The following is a 25,862-nucleotide window of genomic DNA, read 5'->3' on the forward strand; positions in this document are numbered from 1 at the left end:
GCTGTAGCGGAGGCCGATCGGGTCGTCAAAAATCGTGGGGCAGCGACGGGTGTTTCTCGTGAAACATCCCCCTGAAGCCCGGGAGTACGTGTTTCACGTGAAACAGGCCCGGGCGCGGGGCGGGACGTGTTTCACGTGAAACACATCGGTGCCCAGGGGCAGTCGAGCGTGGCCGGCAACTCGGCGCCGTCGCTCACTTGCCGATGCAGAAAGCCGAGAAGATCTGGCCGAGCACGTCTTCCACGCCGACGGCGCCGACGATCCGCCCGAGTGCCTCGCTGGCGAGCCGCAGGTCCTCGGCGACGAGCTCCGGCGAGACTCCGGGGACCAACGCCCGCTCGAGCGCCCCGAGCGCCACCTCCGCCGCCTCGCGGTGACGCGCCCGCACCAGCACCGCCGCCTCCCCACCTTGGAGGCACGCCGCAGCCCGATGGGAGATGAAGGCGACAAGTTCGGCGAGGCCCGCACCGGTGTGGGTGGAGATCGAGAAGGGTGCGGAGCGCGCGGAGAGATCCGCCTTGGTCCATACGACCTGCAGCGGCGCCTCCGACAGGTCGGCAGGTGGCGGGGTGGGCGCATCCGCCGGCGAAAGCCACAAGACCAGATCGGCGTCCTCAGCCCGCGCCCGCGCGCGGCGGATGCCTTCGGCTTCGACCAGGCCCGCGGCCTCGCGCAGGCCGGCGGTGTCGGTGACGATCGCCGGAAAGCCGCCGAGGTCGAGGTGGACCTCGATGAGGTCGCGCGTCGTGCCGGCCTCCGCGGTGACGATCGCCACCTCGCGGCGGGCGAGCGCGTTGACGAGGCTCGACTTGCCGGCGTTCGGCGGGCCGAGCACGACGACGCGGAAGCCCTCGCGCAGGCGCTCGCCGCCTCTGCTCTTGTCCAGCGCCGCGGCGATCTCCTCGCGCAGCGCCGCAGCGCCCGCCCTCGCCTGCTCCAGCGCGTCGGCGGCGACGTCGTCCTCGTCGGCGAAGTCGAGGCTTGCCTCGGCGAGCGCCCGCGCCTCGAGAATCTGGCTCCGCCAGAGCGCGACGCGCGCGCCGAGCACGCCGCTCGCCTGGGCCAGAGCCTGCCGGCGCTGGGCGTCGGTGTCGGCGGCGACGAGGTCGGCGAGGCCCTCGACGGCGGCGAGGTCCATGCGGCCGGCGAAAAAGGCGCGGCGGGTGAACTCGCCCGACTCTGCCAGCCGCACGCCCGGCAGTGCCGTCAGCGCGTCGAGCATGGCGGCGACGACGGCGCGGCCGCCGTGCACGTGAAACTCGGCGACGTCCTCGCCGGTCGGCGAGCCCGGACCCGGCAGGTACAGCGCCAGCCCCTCGTCGATGACCTCGCTGCTGCGCGGGTCGCGGAAGCGGGCGAGGCTGGCGCGTCGCGGCGGCGGCAGGCGGCCGCAGAGCGCCCGGACCGTCTCCGCCGCGCGCGAGCCCGAGAGCCGGATCACCGCAATCGCCGCCGGCGGACGACCGCTGGCGAGCGCCACGATGGTGTCGATCTGCGCCTCCGGCCGGTCGATCATGGCGATGTCCGGGTGGGCACCGCCGGCCCCGATGGACTCGCAACGGGACGGTTGCAATGACCTTCCTGGCTTCCGTGCGTTAAGGTCGAGACCGTCGACACGGGAGCGCAAAGATGCAGAGACATGAGGCCTCCGGGGCCGCCGGCGGGCGCAACCGCCTCGCCGAAGAGACCAGCCCCTATCTGCTGCAGCATGCCGGCAATCCCGTCGATTGGTGGCCCTGGGGGGCCGCTGCCTTCGCCGAGGCGCGCGCCCGCAATGTGCCGGTGCTGCTCTCGGTCGGCTACGCCGCGTGCCACTGGTGCCACGTGATGGCGCACGAGAGCTTCGAGAACCCCGCCATCGCGGCGGTGATGAACCGGCTGTTCGTCAACATCAAGGTCGATCGCGAGGAGCGGCCGGACGTCGACCAGATCTACATGGCGGCACTGCATGCGCTCGGCGAACAGGGTGGCTGGCCGCTGACGATGTTCCTGACGCCCGACGGCGCGCCGTTCTGGGGCGGCACCTACTTCCCGCCCGAGCCGCGCTATGGCCGGCCGGGCTTCGTGCAGATGCTGGAGGCGGTGGCCGAGACCTTCCACAACAAGGGCGAGGCGGTGGCGCAGAACACCGGCGCCCTGCTCGCGGTGCTCAGGCAGCGGCGGCGCGGCGACCCGGTGGCGCTCGATGCGGGCGTGCTCGACCAGGCGTCGGAGCGGCTGTTCACCGTCATGGACCCGCGAAATGGTGGCCTGCAGGGGGCGCCGAAGTTTCCGAATGCCTCGGTGATGGAGCTGCTCTGGCGGGCGGCGCGGCGCACCGGGCGGAGCGACTACCGGGCGATCGTCGTCTCCTCGCTGGAGCGCATCTCCAACGGCGGCATCTACGACCACCTCGGCGGCGGCTATGCGCGCTACGCGGTCGACCACCGCTGGCTCGTGCCCCACTTCGAGAAGATGCTCTACGACAACGCCCAGCTCGTCTCGCTGCTGACGCTCGCCTTCATCGCCATCGGCGAGGACGGCTTCCGCCGCCGCATCGAGGAGACGATCGGCTGGCTGGTGCGCGAGATGATCGCCGAGGACGGAGCGTTCGCCGCCAGCCTGGATGCCGATTCCGAGGGCGAGGAAGGCAAGTTCTACGTCTGGACGCCAGCCGAGATCGCCGAGGTGTTGGGAGACGACGACGCGGCCCTGCTGTGCGCGGCCTATGACGTCACCGAGGGCGGTAATTTCGAGGGCCGGTCGATCCTCAACCGGCTGGCGACGGGCTTCCCGAGTGCTGCCGAGGAGGCCGCGCTGGCGCCGCTGAGGGCGCGCCTGCTCGCGGCCCGGGCCGAGCGCGTGCCGCCGGGCCGCGATGACAAGGTGCTCGCCGACTGGAACGGTCTGATGATCGCGGCGCTGGCCGAGGCCGGCGCGGCGCTCGACCGGCCGGACTGGATTGCGCTGGCGGAGCGGGCGTTTGGGCGCATCGTCGCGCTGCTCGGTCGCGGTGACCGCCTCGGCCACGCGGCACGGGCCGGCCGCAGCACGTTTCCGGGGCTCTCGACCGACTATGGCGCGATGATCCGGGCCGCCCTGGCGCTCCGCCAGGCGACCGGCGATGAGAGCTATCTCACGAAGGCAACCGCGTGGATGGCGGCGCTGGAGGCCCATCACTGGGTGGAGGCCGAGGGCTCCTATGCGCTGGCGGCGGATGATGCCGACGACCTCATCGTCCGCATGGCGACGGCCGTCGACGAGGCGACGCCGAGCGGCAATGCACTCGCCGCCGACGCGCTGGTGCGGCTGTGGCTGATCACCGGCGACGACGCCTACCGGGCCCGCGTCGACCAGCTGTTCGCCGGCTTTGCATCGGAGGTGATGGGCAACGCCTTCGGTCACGCGGCACTGATGAACGCACTGGACGGCCGACTGGCGGCCGAGCAGATCGTCGTAGTGGCGCCGACCCACGAGGCCGCCGCGCCGCTCGCCGACGTCGTGCGTCATGTCCCCTTCCCCGGTCGCGTCCTCACCGTCACCGACGGCCGTGACCTGCCGGAGGGTCACCCCGCGGCGGGCAAGACGACGGTCGAGGGACGCGCCGCGGCGTATGTGTGCCGTGGGGCGACGTGCTCGCTGCCGATTCTGGATGCGGAAGAGCTTATCGAAGCGCTTCGATGACGCTCAGGACGGAAAGCGCACGAAGTGCAGTTCCTTCACGCTGGAAAGGAAGCCGGGAGGCGTGATAGCCCCGTAAATCGAATAGGAGACTCGCTGGCGCGCGTTCTCGCCGGAAGGTCCGGACATAGCGGCGGGTCGCGAAATCGCGATCCTGAGTCATTTGTAGGGGTCGCGTTTTGCGCGTCTGGCAGCTCAGTTGCAACCAAAGGGCGTCACTCGCGGCCGCTCTGGGAGTGAGGCGCGGGAGCGCCCGCCCATCCGGCCGCGACGTCATCCCGGACGCGAAGCAACGCGGAGCGATCCGGGACCCAGCGCAAGAATGGTCGCGCGGGACGCGCGACGCTCTAGCCGCGCCTCCGGCGCGAAATCTTCCGCTGGGTCCCGGCTCAGCGCTCGGCTGCGCCTCGCTTGGCCGGGATGACGCGGATGGGGATGTGGTCCCGGCGGACGACCAGCGGCGCGTCCGCTCGCCGACCGTCCTGACCGTCAGGTGTTCATCGAGTCGAAGAAGTCCTGGTTGGTCTTCGTCTGGCGCAGCTTGTCGAGGAGGAACTCGATCGCGTCGACGACGCCCATCGGGTTGAGGATGCGGCGCAGGACGTAGGTCTTCTTGAGCTGGTCCGGCGGAACGAGCAGCTCTTCCTTGCGGGTGCCGGAGCGCTGGATGTCGATCGCGGGAAAGACGCGCTTGTCGGAAACCTTGCGGTCGAGAATGATCTCCGAGTTGCCGGTGCCCTTGAACTCCTCGAAGATCACCTCGTCCATGCGGCTGCCGGTGTCGACCAGCGCGGTCGCGATGATCGTCAGCGAGCCGCCCTCCTCGATGTTGCGCGCCGCGCCGAAGAAGCGCTTCGGGCGCTGCAGGGCGTTGGCGTCCACACCGCCGGTCAGCACCTTGCCCGACGATGGCACGACGGTGTTGTAGGCGCGGCCGAGGCGGGTGATCGAATCGAGCAGGATGACGACGTCGCGGCCGTGCTCGACGAGGCGCTTGGCCTTCTCGATGACCATCTCGGCGACCTGCACGTGGCGCGTCGCCGGCTCGTCGAAGGTCGAGGAGATCACCTCGCCGCGCACAGAGCGCTGCATGTCGGTGACTTCTTCCGGCCGCTCGTCGATCAGGAGTACGATCAGGTAGCACTCGGGGTGGTTGCCCGTGATCGAGTGGGCGATGTTCTGCATCAGCACCGTCTTGCCGGTGCGCGGCGGCGCGACGATCAAGGCGCGCTGGCCCTTGCCGAGCGGCGAGACGAGATCGATGATGCGCGCCGACATGTCCTTCTTGCTGCCGTCCTCGAGCTCCATCTTGAAGCGCTCGTCGGGATAGAGCGGCGTCAGATTGTCGAAGTGGACCTTGTGGCGCGCCTTGTCGGGGTCCTCGAAGTTGATCGTGTTGACCTTGAGGAGAGCGAAGTAGCGCTCGCCCTCCTTCGGGCTGCGGATCATGCCCTCGACGGTGTCGCCGGTCCGGAGCGAGAAGCGGCGGATCTGCGACGGCGAGACGTAGATGTCGTCCGGCCCGGGCAGGTAGTTGGCGTCCGGCGAGCGCAGGAAGCCGAAACCGTCCTGCAGCACCTCGACGACGCCCTCGCCGATGATCTCGACTTCCTGGGCCGCGAGGTTCTTCAGGATGGCGAACATCAGCTCCTGTTTGCGCATGGTCGAAGCGTTCTCGACCGCGAGCTCCTCGGCAACAGCGAGCAGCTCGGTCGGCGTCTTCGCCTTGAGCTCCTGGAGCTTCATCTCCCGCATGGAAAAGTCCTTGGGTGGGGACCGGCCGCGGATGGGCAGCCGGGACTTGGAAGGGATGGGATGTCTGCGACTCTTGGCGGGGACGACGTCACGCCCCGCACGGCGGCACCACGTTCACCGGACTTGTTACCGATCCGGTCCGCGGGCGCCCGTTCGCCTTTGGTGAGATAGTCGGAAGATAGAGGCTTCGCGCCGGATCGGCAAGGCCGCCCGGCGCGTCGGCGCGCCGCAGTGCGCCGAAATCCGGATCGTTCAGCGCGGCGGCCAGAGCGGGTCGTTGTCGCCGCCGAGGAAGGTCGCCGACCACGGCGCCTCGATCTTCTCCACGACGTCCGCCGGCGGGGCCACGTAGCCGAGCGCCTCGGCGTCGGCGGCGCCGGCCTTCAGGCCGTAGTCGAGGAAGCGCAGTGCCGCCACCGTCGGGCGATTGTCGTCGGGCACTTTCGCCATGGCGGCATAGGTGACGGTCGGGATCGGCCAGGCGCCGGGGGGCGGCGCGGCGGCAAGCGCCGCTTCCATCGCGCCGACGTCGGGGACGGCCTGGAAGGCGGAGGTGAGCGCGGCCTGCAGGGCGGGCGCGTCGGCGGCGATCGGCCGGGTGCCGCCGACGACGAGCCGCGGCACCGCCAGTTTGGCGATGCGGGCGTCGGCGAGCGCCGCGTAGCCGATGGCGCCGGGCGTCGCCGCGACGGCACCGGCGACGCCCTCGCTGCCACGGTAGCCTTTGCCGACTTGCCAGGCGACCTGCTCGCCATGGCCGAGGGCGGCGGCGAAGTCGGGGCTCTCGCGCTCGAGAAAGCGGGTGAAGCGCAGCGTCGCGCCGGAGGGGTCCGAGCGCGTGACGATGGTGACGGCGGTTGCCGGCAGCTTCGCCTCGGGGTTGAGGATCGCGATCGACGGATCAGACCAGGTGGTGATCTGACCGCGGAAGAGGCCCGAGAGGATCGCCGCATCGAGGACGAGGCTGTCGACGCCGGGCAGGTTCACCACCGGCACGATGGCGCCGAAGGCGACCGGAAACTGCGCGTAGTCCTGCTTCTGGGCGTCTGTGGCTGCGAAGGGGACGTCGGTGAGGGCGAAGGCGACGGTCTCGTCGTCGAGGGCCTCGCGGCCGGCGGGCGAGCCGGTCGGCTGATAGGTGACGATGTCGCCACCGGGCTTCTGGAAGCCCTCGATCCACTGCTCGACGAGCGGGAAGACGGTGGTGGAGCCGGCGCCGGTGGCGACCGTCTGGGCGGCTGTGGGGAGGGTGAGGGCGGCGGTGATCGCGATGGTTCCGGCGATCGTTCCGGCCGAGGCGAGCGCGCGAAACATCTGATGTTCTCCCTGCCCCGACCGGGCGGCTCGATGGTTTGCAAATTCGCACGGCGGCGGCAAGCGAGAGATTCCCCTCCCCCCTCGTGGGGGAGGGTTAGGTCGCTGCTACCGTCCCCGTCGCCGACCGCCCGGCCGCGTGTTCGTCACGGCGAGGTCCGGGCGGCCTTTCGGGCGCTCGTCGCCCTCGCGCAGGGGGACGGTCCTGTCGGTGCCGGGACCCATGTCGTCGAGGGAGGGCTTGGCCGCCTTGCCGCGACCGAGGGCTTCCTTCGACGGCATGTTGCCGGTGGCGCCGTACTTGCGCTCGCCCTTGAAGCGGCCGGCGGTGCCCTCGACGTCGGACTGGCGGGCGAGCGGGTCGTCGGCGACGGCGAGCTCGGTCGCCTGCAGGCGCTTCAGCTCGTCGCGCAGGCGGGCCGCCTCCTCGAACTCGAGGTTGGCGGCGGCGTCGCGCATCCGCTTCTCGAGGTCGCCCATGTGGGCCTTGAGGTTGTGGCCGACGAGCGTGCCCGGCGCCGCCAGGCCCGCCTCGACGGTGACGTGGTCGCGCTCGTAGACCGAATCGAGGATGTCGCCGATCGAGCGCTTCACCGATTCCGGCGTGATGCCGTGTTCCTCGTTCCAGGCGAGCTGCTTGGTGCGGCGCCGCCCGGTCTCCGCCATCGCCCGCTCCATCGAACCGGTCATGCGGTCGGCATAGAGGATGACGCGGCCGTCGACATTGCGGGCGGCGCGGCCGATCGTCTGCACCAGCGACGTCTCGGAGCGCAGGAAGCCCTCCTTGTCGGCGTCGAGGATGGCGACCAGGGCGCACTCGGGAATGTCGAGGCCCTCGCGCAGGAGGTTGATGCCGACGAGGGCATCGAAGGCGCCGAGGCGGAGGTCGCGGATGATCTCGATGCGCTCCAGCGTGTCGATGTCGGAGTGCATGTAGCGCACCCGCACCCCGCGTTCGTGCAGGTACTCGGTAAGATCTTCGGCCATGCGCTTGGTCAGCACGGTGACGAGCGAGCGGTAGCCTTTCGCTGCCACCGCCTTGACCTCGCCGAGCAGGTCGTCGACCTGGCTCTTGGCCGGCCGTATGTCGATCGGCGGGTCGACGAGGCCGGTCGGGCGGATCACCTGCTCGACGAAGACGCCGCCGGACTGGTCGAGCTCCCACTGGGCCGGCGTCGCCGAGACGGCGATCGTCTGCGGCCGCATGGCGTCCCATTCCTCGAAGCGCAGCGGCCGGTTGTCCATGCAGGACGGCAGGCGGAAGCCGAACTCTGCGAGCGTCGCCTTGCGGCGGAAGTCGCCGCGGTACATGCCGCCGATCTGCGGCACGGTGACGTGGCTCTCGTCGACGAAGACGAGGGCATTGTCGGGCAGGTACTCGAACAGCGTCGGCGGCGGCTCGCCGGGCAGGCGGCCGGTGAGGTAGCGCGAGTAGTTCTCGATGCCGGCGCAGGAGCCGGTCGCCTCCATCATTTCCAGATCGAAGCGGGTGCGCTGCTCGAGCCGCTGCGCCTCGAGGAGCCGGCCGGCGCGGGTGAGCTCGACCAAGCGGCCCTTCAGCTCTTCCTTGATCGAGCGGATCGCCTGGGCGAGCGTCGGCCGCGGCGTGACGTAGTGGGAATTGGCGTAGATCTTCACCGACTTCAGGCTGTCGGTCTTCTGGCCGGCGAGCGGGTCGAACTCGACGATCGATTCGATCTCGTCGCCGAACAGCGTGACGCGCCAGGCGCGGTCCTCGTAGTGGGCGGGGAAGATCTCGATGGTGTCGCCGCGCACCCGGAAGGTGCCGCGGGCGAAGCCGATGTCGGCGCGCTTGTATTGCAGGGCAACGAGGTCGGCGAGGAGCTGGCGCTGGTCGACCGCCTCGCCGACCTCCACCGCGAAGGTCATCGCCGTGTAGGTCTCGACCGAGCCGATACCGTAGATGCACGACACCGACGCGACGATGATGACGTCGTCGCGCTCGAGCAGCGAGCGGGTGGCCGAATGGCGCATCCGGTCGATCTGCTCGTTGATCGAGGATTCCTTCTCGATATAGGTGTCCGTGCGCGGGACGTAGGCCTCGGGCTGGTAGTAGTCGTAGTAGGAGACGAAGTACTCCACCGCGTTGTCGGGGAAAAAGCTCTTGAACTCGCCGTAGAGCTGCGCCGCCAGCGTTTTGTTCGGCGCGAGCACGAGGGCGGGCCGCTGGGTGCGGGAGATCACCTGAGCGGCGGTGTAGGTCTTGCCGGAGCCGGTGACGCCGAGGAGCACCTGCATGCGCTCCTTCTGGTCGACACCGGCGACGAGCTCCTCGATCGCCTGCGGCTGGTCGCCCTTCGGCTCGAACGGCGAGACGAGCCGGAACGGGATGCCGCCTTCCGACTTCTCCGGCCGGACCGGCCGGTGCGGCGCCCACGAGCCGTCGCGGAATTCCGGGCGGCCCTTCTGGATGAGCTCTTCGAGCGCGGCGACGGTGGCGGTGACGGCGTTCGCCGGCAGGGTCCCGGCATCCTCGAGCGAGATGTCGAGGCCGGCGACGGGGTTGAGGCCGCCGGCGACGCGCTCCTTGGCCGTCTTGCCGCTGCCGCCCGTCGAGGTACCGCGGGCCGTGCGCGACGGGCCGGCCTTCGATGGCTTGGCCTTGCCGGCGGGTGTGGGCACCGCCGGTTCCGCCGGCAGCCGGTCGGCGTCGGCGATCTCGGCCGCCCAGTCGGCGATCGAGCCGCCGAGGGGGACGCCGGACAGTGGCGCCTGCGGCGCTTCGCCGAAGCCGTCGGGGCCGCGGTCGAGGATCGTCTCGGGGGTGCGGGGCCGGACCGAGGAGCGGGGGAGGGAGGGGCGCGCCATGGATCAAAAGTAGAACGCCGGCGCCCCCGGGAAAAGGGCGCCGGCGCGATTTTGTTCGGTGCGGGGTCCGCGGACGACCCCCGCGCTCACGCCGCGAGGCAGGTGCGGGCGATCGCCGCCACGTGGCGGTCGTCGGTGCCGCAGCAGCCGCCGAGGATGGTGAAGCGGCGGTGACGGGCGCGCAGCGCCGCGTAGTCTCGGCCGAGCGTGTCGGGATCGCCGGCGTCGAGATCGGTCGAGGAGTCGAGCTCGGCATGGCTGCGGGTCGAGGCGTTGGCCCGCACGCCGCGCAGCCGGGCGAGCCACGGCTCTCCGGCCTCCACCGCGGCGTCGATCATCGCGGCGAAGTGGGTCGGGTGGGCGCAGTTCACCATGTAGTAGGCCGGCGCGCCGTCGCTCTCGCGCTCGACGAAGCCGATCGCCTCGCCGAGGCTCTCGCCGCTCGGCAGGCGCGCGTCGGTCTCCAGGGTGAAGGAGATGCACGAGGGCAGCCCGGCCGCAGCGGCGGCGCGGGCGTAGCCGGCGGCCTCGGCGGCGTTGGTCATCGTCATCGCCGCCACCATGTCGGCGCCGGCCTCTGCGAAGAGCTCGGCCTGGAAGCGTCCGTAGGCCTCCGCCTCGGCCACGGACATCGCCGCCCCGGCGACATAGCCGTCGCCGCGCGGGCCGACGCAGCCGCCGACCACGACGGGCGTTGCTTCGGTCTCGAATTCCTGCCGCAGCGGGTGCAGCATCGCCACGGCGGCGCGGTTGAGATCGGCGAGCGTGGCGCGGTCGTAGCCGAGCTTTGCGCCCCAGTCGGGACTGGCCCGCCAGGTGACACTGTCGAGGACGAAGCCGACGCCATGGGCGCGGGCGATCTCGAGGTAGCGGCGATAGTAGGCCTCGAGGATCTCGCGCCCGCCGGGACGGTCGAGCATCGTCACCGAGGCGAAGTGCGGCAGCTCGAGGCCGTCGTGAAAGATCAGCGTCGTCTCGAGCCCGCCATCGGACAGGAAGGGCTTGTCGGCGAGCTGCGGCAGCGCGTGGCGCCAGCGGGGAGCGGCGGCGGCTCGGGCGGCGCCGGCCGCGTCGTCGTAGATTTTCATCAGCATTGGCTTCATCCAGCAATATCGCACAGTCATGGAGCCGCCGGCACCTCGCCCGGCGGCTGGAACACCGCCGAAACTGCCCGACGGCCGTCTCTCCGACCAGTCGACCCGTGGTACAGGTCGCAGAGATGCTTTTCGCCATGGCCACGATGCGCGAGCATGGTGGTGATCCGGTTCACATCCTCGTCCACTGCACCCGCGGTACACTGACACGATCGTGAAGGGACGCGAAGATGCACAGGGAGCCACGCCGCGGAGCCGAGACCCGCGAGAAGATCCTCGAGACAGCGGAGGCCGCCGTGCTGGCGAAGGGATTCGCCGCCACCTCGATCGAAGAACTGATCGCCGCCGTCGGCATCACCAAGAGCGGTTTCTTCTATCATTTCAGGGACAAGAACGCCCTCGCCCGGGCGATGATGCAGCGCTATCTCGAGCACGACAACGCCGTCCTCGACGAGCTCCTGCGCCGTGCCGACGAACTCGACGAAGACCCGCTGCACGGCATGCTGGTCGCCCTGAAGCTGTTCGCCGAGACGATGGCGAACCTGAAGGAGGCGCATCCCGGGTGCCTCGCCGCCTCCTTCTGCTACCAGGAACAGCTGTTCGACCGCGAGGTGCGCGATCTCAACGCCGCCGGCGTGCTCGCCTGGAGGAAGCGCTTTCGCGAGCGCTTCGCCGTCATCGCCGAGCGCTATCCGCCGCGACGCCCCGTCGACCTCGACGCGCTCGCGGACATGGCCGCCTCGACGGTGGAGGGTGGGCTTCTGCTCGGCAAGATGCTGCACGACCCGAAGATCCTGCCGGCGCAGATCCTGCTCTTCCGCGAGCTCGTCAAGGCGACGTTCGCGCCGGACTGAACGGCGCGGCGGCTCACAGCGTCGTCGCGGCGTTCCCCTTGAACAGGATCGGGCCGGTCGGGCGTCCGGTGGGCGAGCCGGTGGCAGGCTCGAGCGTGATCTCGAAGAGCTGCTCGGGTCGTGTCTCCGGCAGGCCGCCGGTGGAGAGCCGGACGGTGCGCGGGCGGTCGAGCAGGCCGATCGAGACGGGGCCGCGCTCGTCGCTCCACTTCGTCCACACCTCCAGCGCCCGGCCGCTCGGCACCGGGACGTTCTCGAGCGGCAGCAGCTCGGCCGTGCCGTCGGCGAAGACGTTGACGACGGCGCCGATCTCGCCGGTCTCAGCGACGAGCACGGCGATGTAGGTCGGCGGCGGCGGGGCCAGAGCCATGCGGCCGAGGCCGACGGCGAGCACGATCGCCGCGGCGGTGGCGACGGCGGCGAAGCCGCGCCACAGCGTCAGGCTGTGCCACCATTCGGCGAGGCCGCCGGTGCGCGGCGGAGGGGGCGCGGTCGGGGGCGCAGTGACCGGTCGCGGAGCCACGGCGGGGGTGCTCGTGACGGCGACGGTCGCCGCGGCAGCCTGCGGCGGCAGGTCGGGGGCGGTGGCGAGGGCCGTCTCGATGCGATGCCAGAAGGCCGCGTCGGGTACGACCGGGGCGGCGCTCGCGTCGATCTCGGCGAAGCGGGCGCGCCAGCGGGCGACGGCTTCCGCGAGCGCCGGTTCGGCGGCGAGCCGGGCCTCGAACGCGGTCTCGGCAGGCCCTTCCAGCAGGCCGGCGACGTACTCGCCGGCCAGCATGTCGTCCTCGGGGCCGATCGGGGTGCCGGCCGGGGGTGCGGGAGTGCTCATCCCATGCACTCCCTGAGCGCCAGCAGCGAGCGGCGGATCCACGTCTTCGTCGTGCCGAGCGGCACGCCGAGCTTTCCGGCGATCTCGCCGTGCGTCAGCCCGTGGGCGTAGGCGAGCAGGAGGACGCCGCGGCGGCGCTCGTCGAGGGTCTCGAGGCAGCGGCGCAGCAGGCTGGTGTCGGAGAGCAGCGAGACGACGGCCTCGGGATCGGGGGCGTCGTCGGCGACATCCGGCAGGTCGTCGTCGGGCGAGACCTCGCGGCCGGAGGTGCGCAGCAGCGTCAGGCAGCGGTTGCGCAGTATCACGTAGACCCAGGTGCGGCCGCCGCCGAGCTCCGGCCGGTAGCTCGCGGCACCCCGCCAGATGCGCAGGAAGGCGTCCTGGACGGCCTCCTCGGCAAGGTCGCGCCGGCGCAGCATGCGGGTCGCGACGCCGAGCATCGTCGCCGCCTCGACGTCGTAGAGCCGGCGCAGCGCCGTCCTGTCGCCGCCGGCACACAGCACGATCAGGCTGGCGTGTTCGTCCGCGTCTGATGCGCGCGCGGTCGTCCGCGTCTTGTCGGCCACGATCACGTCTCCCGTCCGGCGCCACGCGGGCACACCGATCCGCCTCGGACTACGCACCATCCGACGGTGTGGATGCAAGCGGACGAAAAAATCAGCCTCTCCCGCATCCGCCGGCGCCGCCGCCGGGTAGCCGCTTCAGGACGACCAAGGAGCGGTCGGCCGGATCGGGCGCGGCGGCATCGTCGCCGGGCCTCCCCCTCGCGGCGCACTGGCAGGCCGGAGCGCCGGCGACGACAAAATCCTGGAGGTGACCCATGTCTCATCGCAACGACAGCCCGGCCGCTCGGACCGCGACCCGCCCCGGCCGCCTGCACCCGCTCGTGCTCGGCGGCGTCGCCGCCACCGTCGCGGCCCTCGCCGCCTCCGCTGCGCCGGCCGGCGCCGCGACCGTGTTCGCGCTCGTCGGCGACGACCGGCTGGCGATGGTCGACCCGTCGACGCGCGTCGTCGCCGCCCCGGTGGCGATCGAGGGTGTCAAGGGCCGCATCCTCGGCATCGACGTCCGCCCGGCGGATGGCAAGCTCTATGCGCTCTATGCCGACGGCACGATCGCCGTCGTCGATCCGAAGCGCGGCCGCGCCGAAGCGAAGGCGAAGCTCGAGACGATGCTGCCCGACGGCGTGATGGCGACCGTCGACTTCAACCCGGCCGCCGACCGGCTGCGGGTGATCGGCTCGGACGGCACCAACCTCCGCGTCAACGTCGACGACGGCAAGGTCGTCACCGACGGCACGCTCGCCTTCGCCGAGGGCGACATGCACAAGGGCGAGGCGCCGATGATCGTCGCCGGCGCCTACACCAACTCGGTCGCCGGCACCAAGGAGACCGCCCTCTACGACATCGACGGCACCATCGGCGCGCTGGTGAAGCAGGCGCCGCCGAACGACGGCGTGTTGAACGCCGTCGGCAAGCTCGGCATCATGCCGAAGGCGGTGGCGTTCGACATCGTCTCGGACGGCAAGGGCGGCAACACCGCCTGGATGGTCGCCGACGGCCGGCTCTACACGGTCGACCTCGCCAGCGGCCGCGCCACCGAGACGGGGGCGCTGCAGGGCGTCGAGGCGGACGTGCGCGACATCGCCGTGATGCCTTGAACTCAGGCTGAAAGCGGTCGCGACCGCCTGCAAAAACGGCTTACGAATCACATCGATCGCACGTAAGCTTCGATTGTCGTCAACGAACTGAAAGGAGGTGATCCGGTGTCTCATTGTCACAAGCTGCGGTCGTCGGATCGCGCGGTCACGGTTCTCTCCTTCGGAGGTCCGGTCGCGTAAGTCGACGTTCGTCCGGCTCCGCCGGACCGCAGTTCGACAATGGAAGGGTCGTCCCTCGGGGCGGCCCTTCTTTGTTTCTGCGACGTAGCCCGGCCCGCTCCTGACGGCTGCGAGCCACCGCCGCAGGAACGCCGCATTGACAGCCGAGCGTCGGCCGTCACACACACGTGTCGCCGGTGGCGCCTCCCCCGCCTCCCGCTCTCAGGGCTCGTTCCATGTCGTTAGAGGTCGTCGAGGCGATCGGCTTCGTCGCCGCCTTGCTCACCACGCTGTGCTGGCTGCCGCAGGCCTTCAAGATCCTGCGCGAGCGCCAGACGGCGGGGATTTCGCTGCCGACGCAGATCGCCTTCACCTCCGGCGTCGCCTGCTGGCTCGTCTACGGCATCGCCCTCGGCAGCCCGTCGGTGACGATCGCCAACGCCGTCACCCTGATGACGTCGGGGGCGATCCTGGCCTTGAAGCTGCGCTACGGCTGATCGCCCGCGTGCCGCCACATCGGCGGCGTAGGGAACGATCGTCCCGGGCGTTGCTCGTCCGCCGGACCGCATGGGTCCTCGCGGCCCGGCGCCCGTGGAGACCGCCATGCCGTCCGATTCAGCCATCCGGGACGCCCACACCGCCCTCACCCGCTTCGGCCTCGGGCCGCGGCCGGGGGAGTGTGCGGCCATCGCCTCAGATCCGCGCGGCTTCGTGCTCGCCCAGTGCGACCGCCCCCAGGCGGCGCTGATCACCGCCGCCGGTCTGCGGTCGACGCCGGAAAACATGGCGCTCAACCTCAAGGATCGCCGTGAACGCCGGGTGGCGCGCAAGCTCGAGAACGAGCAGATCGAGGCGGCGAAGGCGGCCGCGAAGGCCTCCGGTGGCGGTGACATGGCGGGTGCCGGGATGGCCAGCGGAGATATGACTGGTGACATGGCAGCGGGCGACATGGCCGATGGTGGCATGGCCGGCGACCTCGCTGCCGTCGACGACGGCACCGTCAAGCGTGACGACGCCGCCCGGCCGGAGCGGCTTCGCCAGCCCGGATTTTCCCCGACGACGGTGCGGATGGAGGCGGCGGTCCGCTTCGATCACGGCCTCGCTGCGACCGACGGGCTGACGGAACGGCTGGTGCTGTTCTGGTCGAACCATTTCGCCGTTTCCACCGCCAAGGGCGGCACCGTGCCCTCGATCGTCGGCTCCTACGAGCGCGAGGCGATCCGCCCGCACGTCTATGGCCGCTTCCGCGACATGCTCGAGGCGACGGTCAAGCATCCGGCGATGCTCGTCTATCTCGACAACTTCAAGTCCGTCGGGCCGAACAGCCGGATCGGCGAGCGCAAGTCCATCGGCCTCAACGAGAACCTCGCCCGCGAGGTGCTGGAGCTGCACACGCTCGGCGTCGACGGCGGCTACACCCAGGCCGACGTGACGAGCTTCGCCAAGGTGCTGACCGGCTGGACGATCGACCGCAACGGCGGCCGCGTCGAGGGCACCGGGGCGATCTTCCTGCCGCGCCGCCACGAGCCCGGCGACTTCACGGTGCTCGGCAAGGTCTATGGCCAGAAGGGGCCGAAGCAGCTCGACGCGGTGCTCGACGATCTCGCCCGGCATCCGGCCACCGCCCGCCACATCGCCCGCAAGCTCGCCCGCCATTTCGTCGGCGACGCCGCGCCGCCCGAGATCGCCGAGGCGACGGCGCGCGCCTACCTCGACAGCGACGGCGACCTCGCCGTGACGACGCGGGCGCTGCTGTCGTCGGACGCCGCCTGGGCGGCACCGCCGGCGAAGCTCCGCGATCCCTACCTGTTCACGATGGCGAGCTTCCGGGTGCTTCGGATGACCACCGACAGCGAGAACGAGAAGGCGGCGTTCAACATGATGAACGCCCTCGGCCAGAAGATCTGGACACCGCCCTCGCCGGCCGGCTGGCCGGACGCCGACGACGCCTGGCTCGCCGGCGACGCGCTGCTGGAACGTCTCGACTTCGCCACCGTCATCGCCCGCCGCATCGATCCCGAGCTCGACGTGCCCGGTCTCGCCGCCGACGTGCTCGGCCCGCGCTACGACCAGCCGACGCGCGAGGCGGTGACGCGTGCCGAGAGCCGCGAGCAGGCGGTGTCGCTGATGCTGCTCAGCCCCGGTTTCCAGAGGATCTGATCATGGACCGTTCCTCCGCCGGCCTTCTCGTCCCGCACGCCGTCACCCGCCGCGGGCTGCTCGGCATCACCGCCACCTTCACCGCCTGGGCGGCGCTGCCGCGCTTCGCCCACGCCGGCGGCCGCGACCCGCGCCTCGTCGTGCTGGTGCTGCGCGGTGCCATGGACGGGCTGTCGACCGTCGCCCCGGTTGGCGATCCCGATCACGAGCGGGCGCGCGGCGGTCCGGTGCTCGGCTCCAGCGACCAGGCGCCGGGACTGGCGCTCGACTCCTTCTTCGCGATGTCGCCGCGCCTGCCGACGCTGGGGGCGATGTACCAGTCCGGCGAGGCGCTCGTCGTCCACGCAGTGGCGAGCCCCTACCGCGAGCGCTCGCACTTCGACGGCCAGGACGTGCTGGAGAGCGGCCTGCCGGCCGTCGGCGTCGCCGACACCGGCTGGCTCGGCCGCACGCTCGCCCTTTTGCCCGAAGGCGAGATGGTGCAGTTCACCAACGGCGAGGGCTTCGCCGCCGGCGCGCAGGTGCCGCTGATCATGCGCGGCCGCTCGAAGGTCGTCTCCTGGATGCCGGCCGGCTATCCGGAGGCGAGCGAGGACACCCGCGCCCGCCTCCTCTCGCTCTACCGCCACACCGGCGACGAGCGGCTGGCGATGACGCTCGAGGAGGGCCTGCAGCTCGGCATGGTGGCGGGCAGCGAGAAGGAGGCCAGAGCCGCCTCCCGCAGCGCCGCCGACGCCGACATCAAGGGCCGCAGCCGGCCCGCCGTGCAGGCGGCGCGGGTCGCCGGCCGGGTGCTCTCGAAGGAGGACGGGCCGCGCATCGGCACGCTCGACCTCTCGGGCTTCGACAACCACTCGCGCGGCGATCCCGTCGACGGCCAGCTCGGCGACAGCCTGGCGGTACTCGACGCGACGCTGGCAGCGCTGAAGGAATCGCTCGGCCCGGCCTGGCGCGACACGGTGGTGATGGTGGTCACCGAGTTCGGCCGCACGGTCGCCTTCAACGGCTCCGGCGGCACCGATCACGGCACCGGCACGGCGCTGTTCCTGCTCGGCGGCGGTGTCGCCGGCGGCCGCGTCGTCGCCGACTGGCCCGGCCTGTCGCCGGCGGCGCTGCTCGAGGGCCGCGACCTCCGCCCGACGACGGATCTGCGCAGCGTCGCCAAAGGCGTCCTGCGCGACCATCTCGGCGTCAGCGAGCGGGCGCTGGCGGAGAGCGTGTTCCCCGGCAGCGCCGACCTCAAGCCGGTGTCCGACCTGCTGCGCAGCTGAGCCTCCCGCGCCGTCCGACTCCTGCTGCGCGACGGATCGGCGGCGTCATCGTGCGATGCTGCCGATCACGTTATGGTGCGGCGTCTTCCGCAAGGCCGCGCGCGGTTTAGGGTCGACGCGGCAGGGCGACGAGGCGTTGGCGGGGAGGGTGCGATGGCGGTGACACGGGCGACGGCGTGGCGGGGATCGGCGCTCGCCGCGATCGTCGTGACGGGACTGGCGGCGCCGGCCGTGGCGATGAACGACGGGCCGATCACGCCTGCCCCGACGCCGGCGAGCTGCCCGCGCGGCCAGGCGCTCGATCCGCAGACGAAGACCTGCGTCAAGATCCAGGCGCTGCAGACCGCTCCGACGGAGCGCTTCGCCATGGCCTTCGCCTTCAACCGGGCGGGGCGCCATGCGGATGCGGTTGCGGTGCTCGACCCGATCGCCCACCGCCGCGACCCGCTGGTGCTGACGGAGCTCGGCTTCGCCTTCCGCAAGCTCGGCCGCTTCGACACCGCCGTCGGTTACTACCGCGCCGCGCTCGCCGTCGATCCCGCTGCGGCGCGGACGCGCTCCTATCTCGGCGAAGGCTACGTCGCGATAGGGCGCCTCGACCTCGCCCGGGTGGAACTCGCGGAGATCGAGCGTGAGGTCGGGACGGACGCGGCGCCGTATCTCGTGCTGGCCCGCGCGATCGCGGCGGCGGAGGGGCGGGGGTAGAGGCGCTCGCCGTTCTTCCTTCTCCCGCGGCGCGGAAGAAGGTGCCCGCAGGGCGGATGAGGCGCGCCGCGCAGCGGCGCGGCGTTGCCGCAAGCCGCAGCCTCCGGCGCACTTCGTGCGCCGGCCCTCATCCGGCGCTGCGCGCCACCTTCTCCCACCTCGCGGTGGGAGAAGGGTTAGACGCCGCGCGCCCCACCCGCCGATTGCGGCGGCGCCCCCGCCTCCCCACTTGACGGCGGTCCGATCTCTGCGCCGTCCGGCGCCGCATCCCCGGAGCCCCGATGCTCGCCGCCGCCAGCCAAGCCTTCGCCGACATCCTGACGCCGCCGTTCCGCTCCGTGCTGCTGAAGTCGCTGGCGCTGACCATCGGCCTGCTGGTGGTGATCTGGCTCGGACTGCAGGGGGCATCGGTCTACTTCATCGACGTCACCACCTACCCGTGGGTCGAGACGATCCTGGTGATCCTCACCGGCATCGGCTTCTTCATCGGCCTCGGCTTCCTCGTCGCGCCGATCACCTCGCTGCTCGCCGGCCTGTTCGCCGACGAGGTGGCGGAAGTCGTTGAGCGGACGCACTACCCGGACGATCCGCCCGGACGCGCCCTGCCGTTCGGCGAGCAGCTTGTGACGACGCTGAAGTTCACCGGCGTCGTCATCCTCGGCAACCTCGTGGCGCTGCTGCTACTGCTGGTGCCGGGCGTCAACATCGCCGCCTTCTTCGTGGTCAACGGCTATCTGCTGGGACGGGAGTATTTCGAGGGCGCGGCGATGCGCTTCCGGACGCCGGAGGAGGCGCGCACCCTGCGCAAGCGCCACGCCGGCACGGTGTTCGTCGCCGGGCTCTTGATCGCGCTGGTGCTGGCGGTGCCGATCCTGAACCTCGTGACGCCGCTGTTCGCCACCGCCTTCATGGCGCATTTGAACAAGCGGCTGTCGGCGCGCCCCGCCTGAAGGGCGCGCCGAAGCACGGGCGGGTGGGTCTCAGCCGATCGAGGCTGCCCGCCGCGGGGCGAACCCGCGCCGCAGCACGACGATGAGGAAGACCGCCATCGCGGAGATGGCACAGAGCGCGCCGGCGATCGTCACCGGCATGAGCGCTTCGTTGCCCTGCAGCATCAGGGTGAGGCCGCCGGTCATCAGCACGAGGCCCGAGACCGCGAGCGCGAAGTGGATGACGGCGAGAGCCGTTCCCTCGGCGGACGGCTCGACCCGGTAGTAGAGGCCATACAGAAACAGCGAGGCCCAGCCGAGCAGGTTCACGTGGGCGTGTACCGGCATCAGCGTGAAGTCGTGGGCGATCCCCATTTGGATGCCAAGCCCCATGCCAGCGAGGCCGGCGAGGATGGCGACGATGAAGAACCAGTAGGCGAGACGCATCATTTTCCTCGGGTTGCACGAGAGCGTCGGGGGCGTGCAACGGCACGGGTGCTCTCGGGCGTCCGGAGCGGTACCAGCCGGCGAGGACGAAGGCTGTGATCGTGGTCACAGGCGAAAATGGCGCGGCGCGGCTCCGGAAATGGCCCTTGTCGGACCCTGGCGGCGTCCTACCCTATACGTCAGCAGCTCGTATAATCGGATGCTGCACCTTACGTTTACGTCACTTTGACGAGGGGCGGTCGAGGGGCTAGAAGCCTTCCAGTGACGATCCCGGGCGCCTCGGCGCCGGCCCCGTCCCCATCGGAAGCGCGCTCCGAAGGCCGAAGGAAGATCATGACGCCGAACGCCAAGGCCAACCGGCCGCTCTCCCCGCACATCCAGATCTATCGCTGGACGCTGACGATGGCGATGTCGATCGTCCATCGCGCCACCGGGATCGCCCTCTATGCCGGCACGGTCCTGCTGGCGTGGTGGCTGGTGGCGGCGGCGATGGGGCCGGAGGCGTTCTCGTGGGTGGATGCCTTCTTCGGCTCGCTGATCGGCCGGCTGATCCTGTTCGGCTACACCTGGGCGCTGATCCAGCACATGCTGAGCGGCATCAAGCACTTCCTCTGGGACTTCGGCGCCGCCACCGATGCCGTCGGCCGCGAGCTCGTGACCCGCATCACCGTCATCGGCGCGGTGGCCCTGACGATGATCGTCTGGGTCGTCGCCCTCGTCGTCCGCTGAGCCGGGAGGACAAGATCATGATGCGCACCCCGCTCGGCCGCGTCCGCGGCCTCGGCTCCGCCAAGTCCGGCACGGACCATTTCTGGCGCCAGCGCCTCACCGGCCTCGCCATGGTGCCGCTCACCGTCTTCATGGTGCTGCTGATCGTCGGCGTGCAGGGCGACAGCTACGAGGCGACGCGCTCCGTGCTCGAGAGCCCCTTCGTCGCGGTGCCGCTGCTCGCTGTCGTGCTGGTCTCGTGCTGGCACATGAAGCTCGGCATGCAGGTGATCATCGAGGACTACGTGCACGGGGAGGGGACGAAGCTCGCCGCCCTGATCGCCAGCACCTTCTTCTGCGCCCTGGTGGCGCTCGCCGCCGCCTGGGCGGTGCTCAAGATCAGCTTCGGAGGCTGACGCAATGGCCGGAAACAATGGCACTGGCAACGGCGCCGCCAACGGGGCTGCGGCGCCCGGGGTGAACGGCCGCGCCTATCCCTTCACCGACCACACCTTCGACGTCATCGTCGTGGGCGCCGGCGGTGCCGGCCTGCGCGCCGTCGTCGGCTGCTCGGAAGCGGGCCTGCGCACCGCCTGCATCACCAAGGTGTTCCCGACCCGCTCGCACACGGTGGCGGCGCAGGGCGGCATCTCGGCGGCGCTCGGCAACATGGGGCCGGACGACTGGCGCTGGCACATGTACGACACCGTCAAGGGCTCCGACTGGCTCGGCGACCAGGACGCCATCGAGTACCTCGTCCGCGAGGCACCCGCCGCCGTCTACGAGCTCGAGCACTGGGGCGTGCCGTTCTCGCGCACCGAGGAAGGCAAGATCTACCAGCGGCCGTTCGGCGGCATGACCACCGACTTCGGCAAGGGCCGCGCCCAGCGCACCTGCGCCGCCGCCGACCGCACCGGCCACGCCATCCTGCACACCCTCTACGGCCAGGCGCTGCGCCACTCGGCGGAGTTCTTCATCGAATACTTCGCCATCGACCTGATCATGGAGGAGGGGGCCTGCCGCGGCGTCGTGGCGCTCTGTCTCGACGACGGCACGCTGCACCGCTTCCGCGCCCACAAGACGATCATCGCCACCGGCGGCTACGGCCGCGCCTATTTCTCGGCGACCTCCGCTCACACCTGCACCGGCGACGGCAACGCCATGGTGCTGCGCGCCGGCCTGCCGCTGCAGGACATGGAGTTCGTGCAGTTCCACCCGACCGGTATCTACGGCGCCGGCTGCCTGATCACCGAGGGCGCCCGCGGCGAGGGCGGCTACCTGACCAACTCCGCCGGCGAGCGCTTCATGGAGCGCTACGCCCCGTCGGCGAAGGACCTCGCCTCGCGCGACGTCGTCTCGCGCGCCATGACCATCGAGATCCGCGAAGGCCGCGGCGTCGGCAAGAACGCCGACCACATCTTCCTGCACCTCGACCATCTCGACCCGGCGATCCTGCACGAGCGCCTGCCGGGCATCTCCGAGAGCGCCAAGATCTTCGCCGGCGTCGAGGTGACGAAGCAGCCGATCCCGGTGCTGCCGACCGTCCACTACAACATGGGCGGCATCCCGACGAACTTCCACGGCGAGGTGCTGTCGAAGGTCGACGGCGATCCCGACCGCGTCGTCCCCGGCCTGATGGCGCTCGGCGAGGCGGCGTGCGTCTCCGTCCACGGCGCCAACCGGCTCGGCTCCAACTCGCTGATCGACCTCGTGGTCTTCGGCCGGGCCGCTGGCCTGCGCTGCGCCGAGACGGTGACGGCGGGCGAGAAGCAGCCGGAGTTCGCCAAGGGCGCCGGCGACTACGCCGTCCACCGCCTCGACAAGGCGCGCCATGCCAGCGGCTCGACGCCGACGGCGGAGCTGCGGCTCAGGATGCAGCGCACCATGCAGGCGAACTGCGCGGTCTTCCGCACCGGCGAGGTGCTGGAGGAGGGCCACAAGCTCATCCACGAGGTGTGGGGCGGCTCCGACGACGTGCGCGTCACCGACCGCTCGCTGATCTGGAACTCCGACCTCGTCGAGACGCTGGAGTTCGAGAACCTGATCTCCCAGGCCGTGGTGACGATGGATTCGGCGCGCAACCGCCAGGAGAGCCGCGGCGCCCACGCCCGCGAGGACTTCCCCGACCGCGACGACCGCGAGTGGATGAAGCACACGCTGGCCTTCGCCGACGAGGAGAAGCGGACGGTGTCGCTCGACTACCGCCCGGTGCACACCTACACGCTGTCGAACGAGATCGAGTATATTGCTCCGCAGAAGCGGGTGTACTGAGGTCTCTCTCCCTTCTCCCGCGCGAGCGGGAGAAGGTGGCGCGTAGCGCCGGATGAGGGCCCGCTCCGCGCAGCGGGGCGGGGGCGGCCTCACCCATAAATCTGCCCGTTACGCTTCAACATGTGGCACCGGCGCGCTGCGCGCCGGCCCTCATCCGCCCTTCGGGCACCTTCTCCCAGCAGGCTGGGAGAAGGGAGTAGAGACACAGCTGTCCCTGCTCGCGAAGCGGGAATCGCTCTTGCCGCACGTAGCGCTCCCCTGCAGAACTCTTCGGACCGAGTTCGGAGCACGAGCATGCGGCTCTTCCTTGTTGCAGTCCTTGCCGCGGCAGCCGTGCCGGCGTTCGCCACCGATCAGCCGTCTCAGCTGGCCGGGGATCCGCTGATGGGATGCTGGCTCGAGCGCCGCTTTGTCGATTCCGATTCACCGGGATGGACCAGCCTCTGCTTCAGCGGCGACGGCGTCGGCACGTACGCCGATTTCGACGGAGGGCATGGCGTCGAGGGGTCGTTCGGTTACGAGGCGAAGGACGGCGAATTGCGGCACTGGGAGCCGGATACTGCACAGGATTCCGCAACCTGTGCCTTCAGCATCTCCGGTAGCAGCCTGACCGTGAAGGGATGCGGCGTTCGCGGGACCTACCAACTGAAATGCACGGACGTCAGGGTCTCCGACGGCTACGTGTCGTGCCCACCCGTGGCGAAGTGAAAGCGGCAACCATGCCACTGAGGTCGATCATTTGTTCGATTGTTCACCTTCGGGCACCTCGATCCATGCTGCGCCGTCGCTCTGCCCTCAGAAGCTCGCTCCTCCCCGGCCTCGTGGTCATGGCGACGGGCGTCGGGCACGCCGGTGACGCCCCGGCCCCATCCGCCGCCGATCCGTTCATCGGCTGCTGGCAGGTCCACCCCTCCGGTTCCTCCGATCCCTCGGCCTTGATCAAGTACTGCTTCGGCGGCAATGGCGTCGGGACCTACATGGCTTTCGAGCACGGCGACGGATGGGACGGATACTTCGGATACGAGCCGCAGGGTGGCCGGCTGCGAATCTGGTTCCCCGGGTCCACGGATCTGCAGGACGCCGGAGACACCTGCGATGCGCGCTTCGACAGGACGAGCATGACCCTGTCAGAGTGCGGCCGGGAGGGGGTGTACGAGCTTCAGTGCAGGGACGTCCGGATCGGTGAAGTGGGTGACGTCTACTGCACGCCGCGGCCGCAGTAGTGGCGACGCATTGGTACCTGCGGGCGCGTTTCCCTTCTCCCGCGTTCGCGGGAGAAGGTGGCGCGCAGCGCCGGATGAGGGCCGCACCGCGGAGCGGGGCGGGGGCGGCGATCATGGCCTCCGCTCTCGGTCTTCCGGGCGCAACGCCGGCGCGCTACGCCCGCCGGCCCTCATCCGCCCTTCGGGCACCTTCTCCCAGCAGGGCTGGGAGAAGGGAAAACTCGGCGTCGCAGTCGCCGTTCTCCCTCGCCCCGAAAAGCCCCGCTTCTGCCGTCGCGCGTCCGCAAACCCGACCTTCGTCCGCCGCAACCCGCGCCTAGCGTCGCCTCCCGTCGTGCCCGCGTCCGCGGGGCGGCCGGTGCTTCTCGTGGCCTGCGGCGGTGGCTTCGGCCCGCCGGGGTGCGGAGACTTCCCCATGACGCCATCCGATCTGCCCGTCGCCGGCGAGCCCGCCCGGCCACCGAAACGCCTGTTCTCCATCGCCTCGCCGGCGGCGAAGTTCTTCCTCGTCGGCGGCCTGATCGTGCTCCTGCTCGTGCCGCTGATGCTGGTGAAGGGCCTCGTCGACGAGCGCGCCGCCTACGCCGACGGTGCGCGCGCCGAGATCGCCCAGGGCTGGGGCGGCACGCAGACCCTGATTGGCCCCTTCCTCGTCGTGCCCTACACCGTCGCCGAGACCGTCACCGTCGACGGGCGCGAGACGCGCCGCGAGGTGCCGCGCACCCTCGTCGCCCTGCCGCACCGCTTCGCGGCGACCGCCACCGCCGGCACCGAGGTGCTGAAGCGGGCGATCTACGCCGTCACCGGATATCGCGCCGAGGTGGCGCTCACCGGCGGCTTCGACGCGCTGACGCGGGCCGACTTCCCCGGCGATGTCGTCCGCATCGACTGGAACCGGGCGGTGCTGTCGCTGTCGCTGTCGGATCCCTCGGGACTGCGCGACGGCGTCGACCTCGAGCGGCCGGGCGCCGCCCCGCTCGCCTTCGAGCCCGGACTCGGCACCGGCGGTGGCAGCGGAATCCACGTCCGGCCCTTCCCCGGCCTCGATGCCACGGTCGAGGGCGTGCCGCCGCTGCCGTTCACCATTCCGCTGAAGCTCTCGGGCACGGACTGGCTGGCGATGGCCCCGGTCGGCCGCGACAGCACGGTGTCGATCGCCTCGGACTGGCCGCACCCGAGCTTCTTCGGCTCGTTCCTGCCCGAGAGCCGCACCGTCGAGAAGACCGGCTTCACCGCCGCCTGGACGGTGCCCGATCTCGCCCGGCCGGTGCCGCAGACGCTGTCCAGCGTCGAGGCCGTCCTCGACGGTTTCTCCGGGGCGACGCTCGGCGTCCGCTTCCTCGATCCCGTCGACTTCTACGCCCTGGTCGACCGGGCGGTGAAGTACGGCATCCTGTTCCTCGCCGTCGCCTTCGGCGGCGTCTTCGCCATGGAGCTCGCGAGCCGCGGGCGCTTCCATCCCGTCCAGTACGTCTTCGTCGGCGTCGCCTCGGTGCTGTTCTACGTGCTGCTTCTGGCGCTCGCCGAGGTGATCGGCTTCACACCGGCCTATGTGGTCGCCTCGACCGCCCTGGTGGCGCAGCTTGCGACCTATGTGGGCGTGGCGCTGGCGAGCCGCCGGGCGGGGCTGGCGATGGCGGTGATCCTTGCTGTCGCGCTCGCGCTCCTCTACGCGCTCCTGCAGACGCAGGCCTATGCGCTGCTCGTCGGCACCGTCGCCGCCTTCGTCGTGCTGACGGCTGCGATGTTCCTGACGCTCAGGGTCGACTGGTCGGGCGCACGGCTGGCGGTACCGGCTCCGCCGCCGCCGGACCCCTCTGAGGCGTCACGGGCGATGGCGCCACTCTAGCCTTCGCATCTGCGAAGACAGTGCGTCGCGCCGCATCGACGACGCGGCCCGAATGACCTAGAACCATTCCTGTCCGGCGCCTCTTCCAAGGGGCGCCGGGCGGTCCGAACCGCCCGTCGGAACATGCCGAGGAAGACGCGTT

22 protein-coding genes are annotated in these 25,862 nt (G+C 70.7%); 14 read left to right on the top strand and 8 right to left on the bottom strand.

Features of this window, described 5'->3' with window-relative positions; genetic code table 11:
* Window positions 1-193 precede the first annotated feature (193 nt).
* Window positions 194-1,516 carry a tRNA uridine-5-carboxymethylaminomethyl(34) synthesis GTPase MnmE gene (mnmE, locus tag RUR49_RS16095; RefSeq protein WP_409147403.1) on the bottom strand — a complete coding sequence of 441 codons (1,323 nt, stop codon included), beginning with the start codon at window positions 1,514-1,516 and terminating at the stop codon, window positions 194-196.
* A 113-nt stretch (window positions 1,517-1,629) separates the two neighbouring features.
* On the opposite strand from mnmE, the gene RUR49_RS16100 reads away from it, so the two are divergent.
* Window positions 1,630-3,663, top strand: coding sequence for a thioredoxin domain-containing protein (locus tag RUR49_RS16100; RefSeq protein ID WP_409147404.1), 2,034 nt, complete (start codon window positions 1,630-1,632; stop codon window positions 3,661-3,663).
* A 486-nt stretch (window positions 3,664-4,149) separates the two neighbouring features.
* On the opposite strand, the gene rho is transcribed toward RUR49_RS16100, so the two are convergent.
* The 4 genes from rho to RUR49_RS16120 all read right to left on the bottom strand — a co-directional run bounded on the left by rho (window position 4,150) and on the right by RUR49_RS16120 (window position 10,646).
* The gene (rho, locus tag RUR49_RS16105; protein ID WP_409147405.1) at window positions 4,150-5,415 is read right to left on the bottom strand and encodes a transcription termination factor Rho; all 1,266 of its coding nucleotides are present in this window, start codon (window positions 5,413-5,415) and stop codon (window positions 4,150-4,152) included.
* Window positions 5,416-5,667: 252 nt separating this feature from the next.
* On the bottom strand, window positions 5,668-6,729 hold the full coding sequence (gene pstS / locus RUR49_RS16110) for a phosphate ABC transporter substrate-binding protein PstS (RefSeq protein ID WP_409147406.1): 1,062 nt from the start codon (window positions 6,727-6,729) through the stop codon (window positions 5,668-5,670).
* Window positions 6,730-6,837: 108 nt separating this feature from the next.
* The gene (gene uvrB, locus RUR49_RS16115; protein ID WP_409147407.1) at window positions 6,838-9,558 is read right to left on the bottom strand and encodes an excinuclease ABC subunit UvrB; all 2,721 of its coding nucleotides are present in this window, start codon (window positions 9,556-9,558) and stop codon (window positions 6,838-6,840) included.
* 86 nt (window positions 9,559-9,644) lie between these two features.
* A complete protein-coding gene (locus RUR49_RS16120; protein WP_409147685.1) occupies window positions 9,645-10,646 on the bottom strand; it encodes a homocysteine S-methyltransferase family protein in 1,002 nt (333 codons plus the stop codon).
* A 236-nt stretch (window positions 10,647-10,882) separates the two neighbouring features.
* Between RUR49_RS16120 and RUR49_RS16125 the strand changes: the two genes are divergently transcribed.
* Window positions 10,883-11,506 (top strand): TetR/AcrR family transcriptional regulator, encoded by a 624-nt coding sequence (locus tag RUR49_RS16125; protein WP_409147408.1) that lies wholly within the window; start codon window positions 10,883-10,885, stop codon window positions 11,504-11,506.
* A 13-nt stretch (window positions 11,507-11,519) separates the two neighbouring features.
* On the opposite strand, the gene RUR49_RS16130 is transcribed toward RUR49_RS16125, so the two are convergent.
* Both RUR49_RS16130 and RUR49_RS16135 read right to left on the bottom strand, forming a co-directional pair.
* Window positions 11,520-12,338, bottom strand: a complete 819-nt coding sequence (locus tag RUR49_RS16130; protein ID WP_409147409.1) for an anti-sigma factor domain-containing protein — start codon at window positions 12,336-12,338, stop codon at window positions 11,520-11,522.
* Window positions 12,335-12,904, bottom strand: coding sequence for a sigma-70 family RNA polymerase sigma factor (locus RUR49_RS16135; protein WP_409147410.1), 570 nt, complete (start codon window positions 12,902-12,904; stop codon window positions 12,335-12,337). Before RUR49_RS16135 ends, RUR49_RS16130 begins: the two co-directional genes overlap by 4 nt.
* Before the next feature lie 254 nt (window positions 12,905-13,158).
* On the opposite strand from RUR49_RS16135, the gene RUR49_RS16140 reads away from it, so the two are divergent.
* The 6 genes from RUR49_RS16140 (at window position 13,159) to RUR49_RS16165 (ending at window position 19,243) form a co-directional block, all read left to right on the top strand.
* Window positions 13,159-13,998 carry a DUF4394 domain-containing protein gene (locus tag RUR49_RS16140; protein WP_409147411.1) on the top strand — a complete coding sequence of 280 codons (840 nt, stop codon included), beginning with the start codon at window positions 13,159-13,161 and terminating at the stop codon, window positions 13,996-13,998.
* A gap of 395 nt (window positions 13,999-14,393) precedes the next feature.
* A complete protein-coding gene (locus RUR49_RS16145) occupies window positions 14,394-14,654 on the top strand; it encodes a SemiSWEET family sugar transporter (protein WP_409147412.1) in 261 nt (86 codons plus the stop codon).
* A gap of 106 nt (window positions 14,655-14,760) precedes the next feature.
* Window positions 14,761-16,317 (top strand): DUF1800 family protein, encoded by a 1,557-nt coding sequence (locus RUR49_RS16150; protein ID WP_409147413.1) that lies wholly within the window; start codon window positions 14,761-14,763, stop codon window positions 16,315-16,317.
* A gap of 2 nt (window positions 16,318-16,319) precedes the next feature.
* A complete protein-coding gene (locus RUR49_RS16155) occupies window positions 16,320-17,588 on the top strand; it encodes a DUF1501 domain-containing protein (RefSeq protein ID WP_409147414.1) in 1,269 nt (422 codons plus the stop codon).
* 153 nt (window positions 17,589-17,741) lie between these two features.
* Window positions 17,742-18,293, top strand: a complete 552-nt coding sequence (locus RUR49_RS16160; protein WP_409147415.1) for a tetratricopeptide repeat protein — start codon at window positions 17,742-17,744, stop codon at window positions 18,291-18,293.
* 281 nt (window positions 18,294-18,574) lie between these two features.
* Window positions 18,575-19,243 (top strand): sulfate transporter family protein, encoded by a 669-nt coding sequence (locus RUR49_RS16165; RefSeq protein ID WP_409147416.1) that lies wholly within the window; start codon window positions 18,575-18,577, stop codon window positions 19,241-19,243.
* Window positions 19,244-19,273: 30 nt separating this feature from the next.
* Here RUR49_RS16165 and RUR49_RS16170 read toward each other — a convergent pair whose 3' ends face one another.
* The gene (locus RUR49_RS16170) at window positions 19,274-19,669 is read right to left on the bottom strand and encodes a hypothetical protein (RefSeq protein ID WP_409147417.1); all 396 of its coding nucleotides are present in this window, start codon (window positions 19,667-19,669) and stop codon (window positions 19,274-19,276) included.
* Between the two features lie 333 nt (window positions 19,670-20,002).
* On the opposite strand from RUR49_RS16170, the gene sdhC reads away from it, so the two are divergent.
* From sdhC to creD, 6 genes are all read left to right on the top strand, one after another.
* On the top strand, window positions 20,003-20,398 hold the full coding sequence (gene sdhC / locus RUR49_RS16175; RefSeq protein WP_409147418.1) for a succinate dehydrogenase, cytochrome b556 subunit: 396 nt from the start codon (window positions 20,003-20,005) through the stop codon (window positions 20,396-20,398).
* Window positions 20,399-20,415: 17 nt separating this feature from the next.
* On the top strand, window positions 20,416-20,793 hold the full coding sequence (sdhD, locus tag RUR49_RS16180) for a succinate dehydrogenase, hydrophobic membrane anchor protein (protein ID WP_409147419.1): 378 nt from the start codon (window positions 20,416-20,418) through the stop codon (window positions 20,791-20,793).
* 4 nt (window positions 20,794-20,797) lie between these two features.
* Window positions 20,798-22,648 (top strand): succinate dehydrogenase flavoprotein subunit, encoded by a 1,851-nt coding sequence (gene sdhA / locus RUR49_RS16185; RefSeq protein ID WP_409147420.1) that lies wholly within the window; start codon window positions 20,798-20,800, stop codon window positions 22,646-22,648.
* A gap of 294 nt (window positions 22,649-22,942) precedes the next feature.
* Window positions 22,943-23,356: a hypothetical protein gene (locus RUR49_RS16190; protein ID WP_409147421.1), complete on the top strand. Its 414-nt coding sequence runs from the start codon at window positions 22,943-22,945 to the stop codon at window positions 23,354-23,356.
* Window positions 23,357-23,475: 119 nt separating this feature from the next.
* Complete coding sequence (locus tag RUR49_RS16195) at window positions 23,476-23,871, top strand: hypothetical protein (protein WP_409147422.1); 396 nt, start codon at window positions 23,476-23,478, stop codon at window positions 23,869-23,871.
* 415 nt (window positions 23,872-24,286) lie between these two features.
* Window positions 24,287-25,720: a cell envelope integrity protein CreD gene (gene creD / locus RUR49_RS16200; protein ID WP_409147423.1), complete on the top strand. Its 1,434-nt coding sequence runs from the start codon at window positions 24,287-24,289 to the stop codon at window positions 25,718-25,720.
* Window positions 25,721-25,862 lie beyond the last annotated feature (142 nt).

Source organism: Pseudoxanthobacter sp. M-2 (assembly GCF_046156265.1).
Lineage (GTDB): Bacteria > Pseudomonadota > Alphaproteobacteria > Rhizobiales > Segnochrobactraceae > CAMDHY01.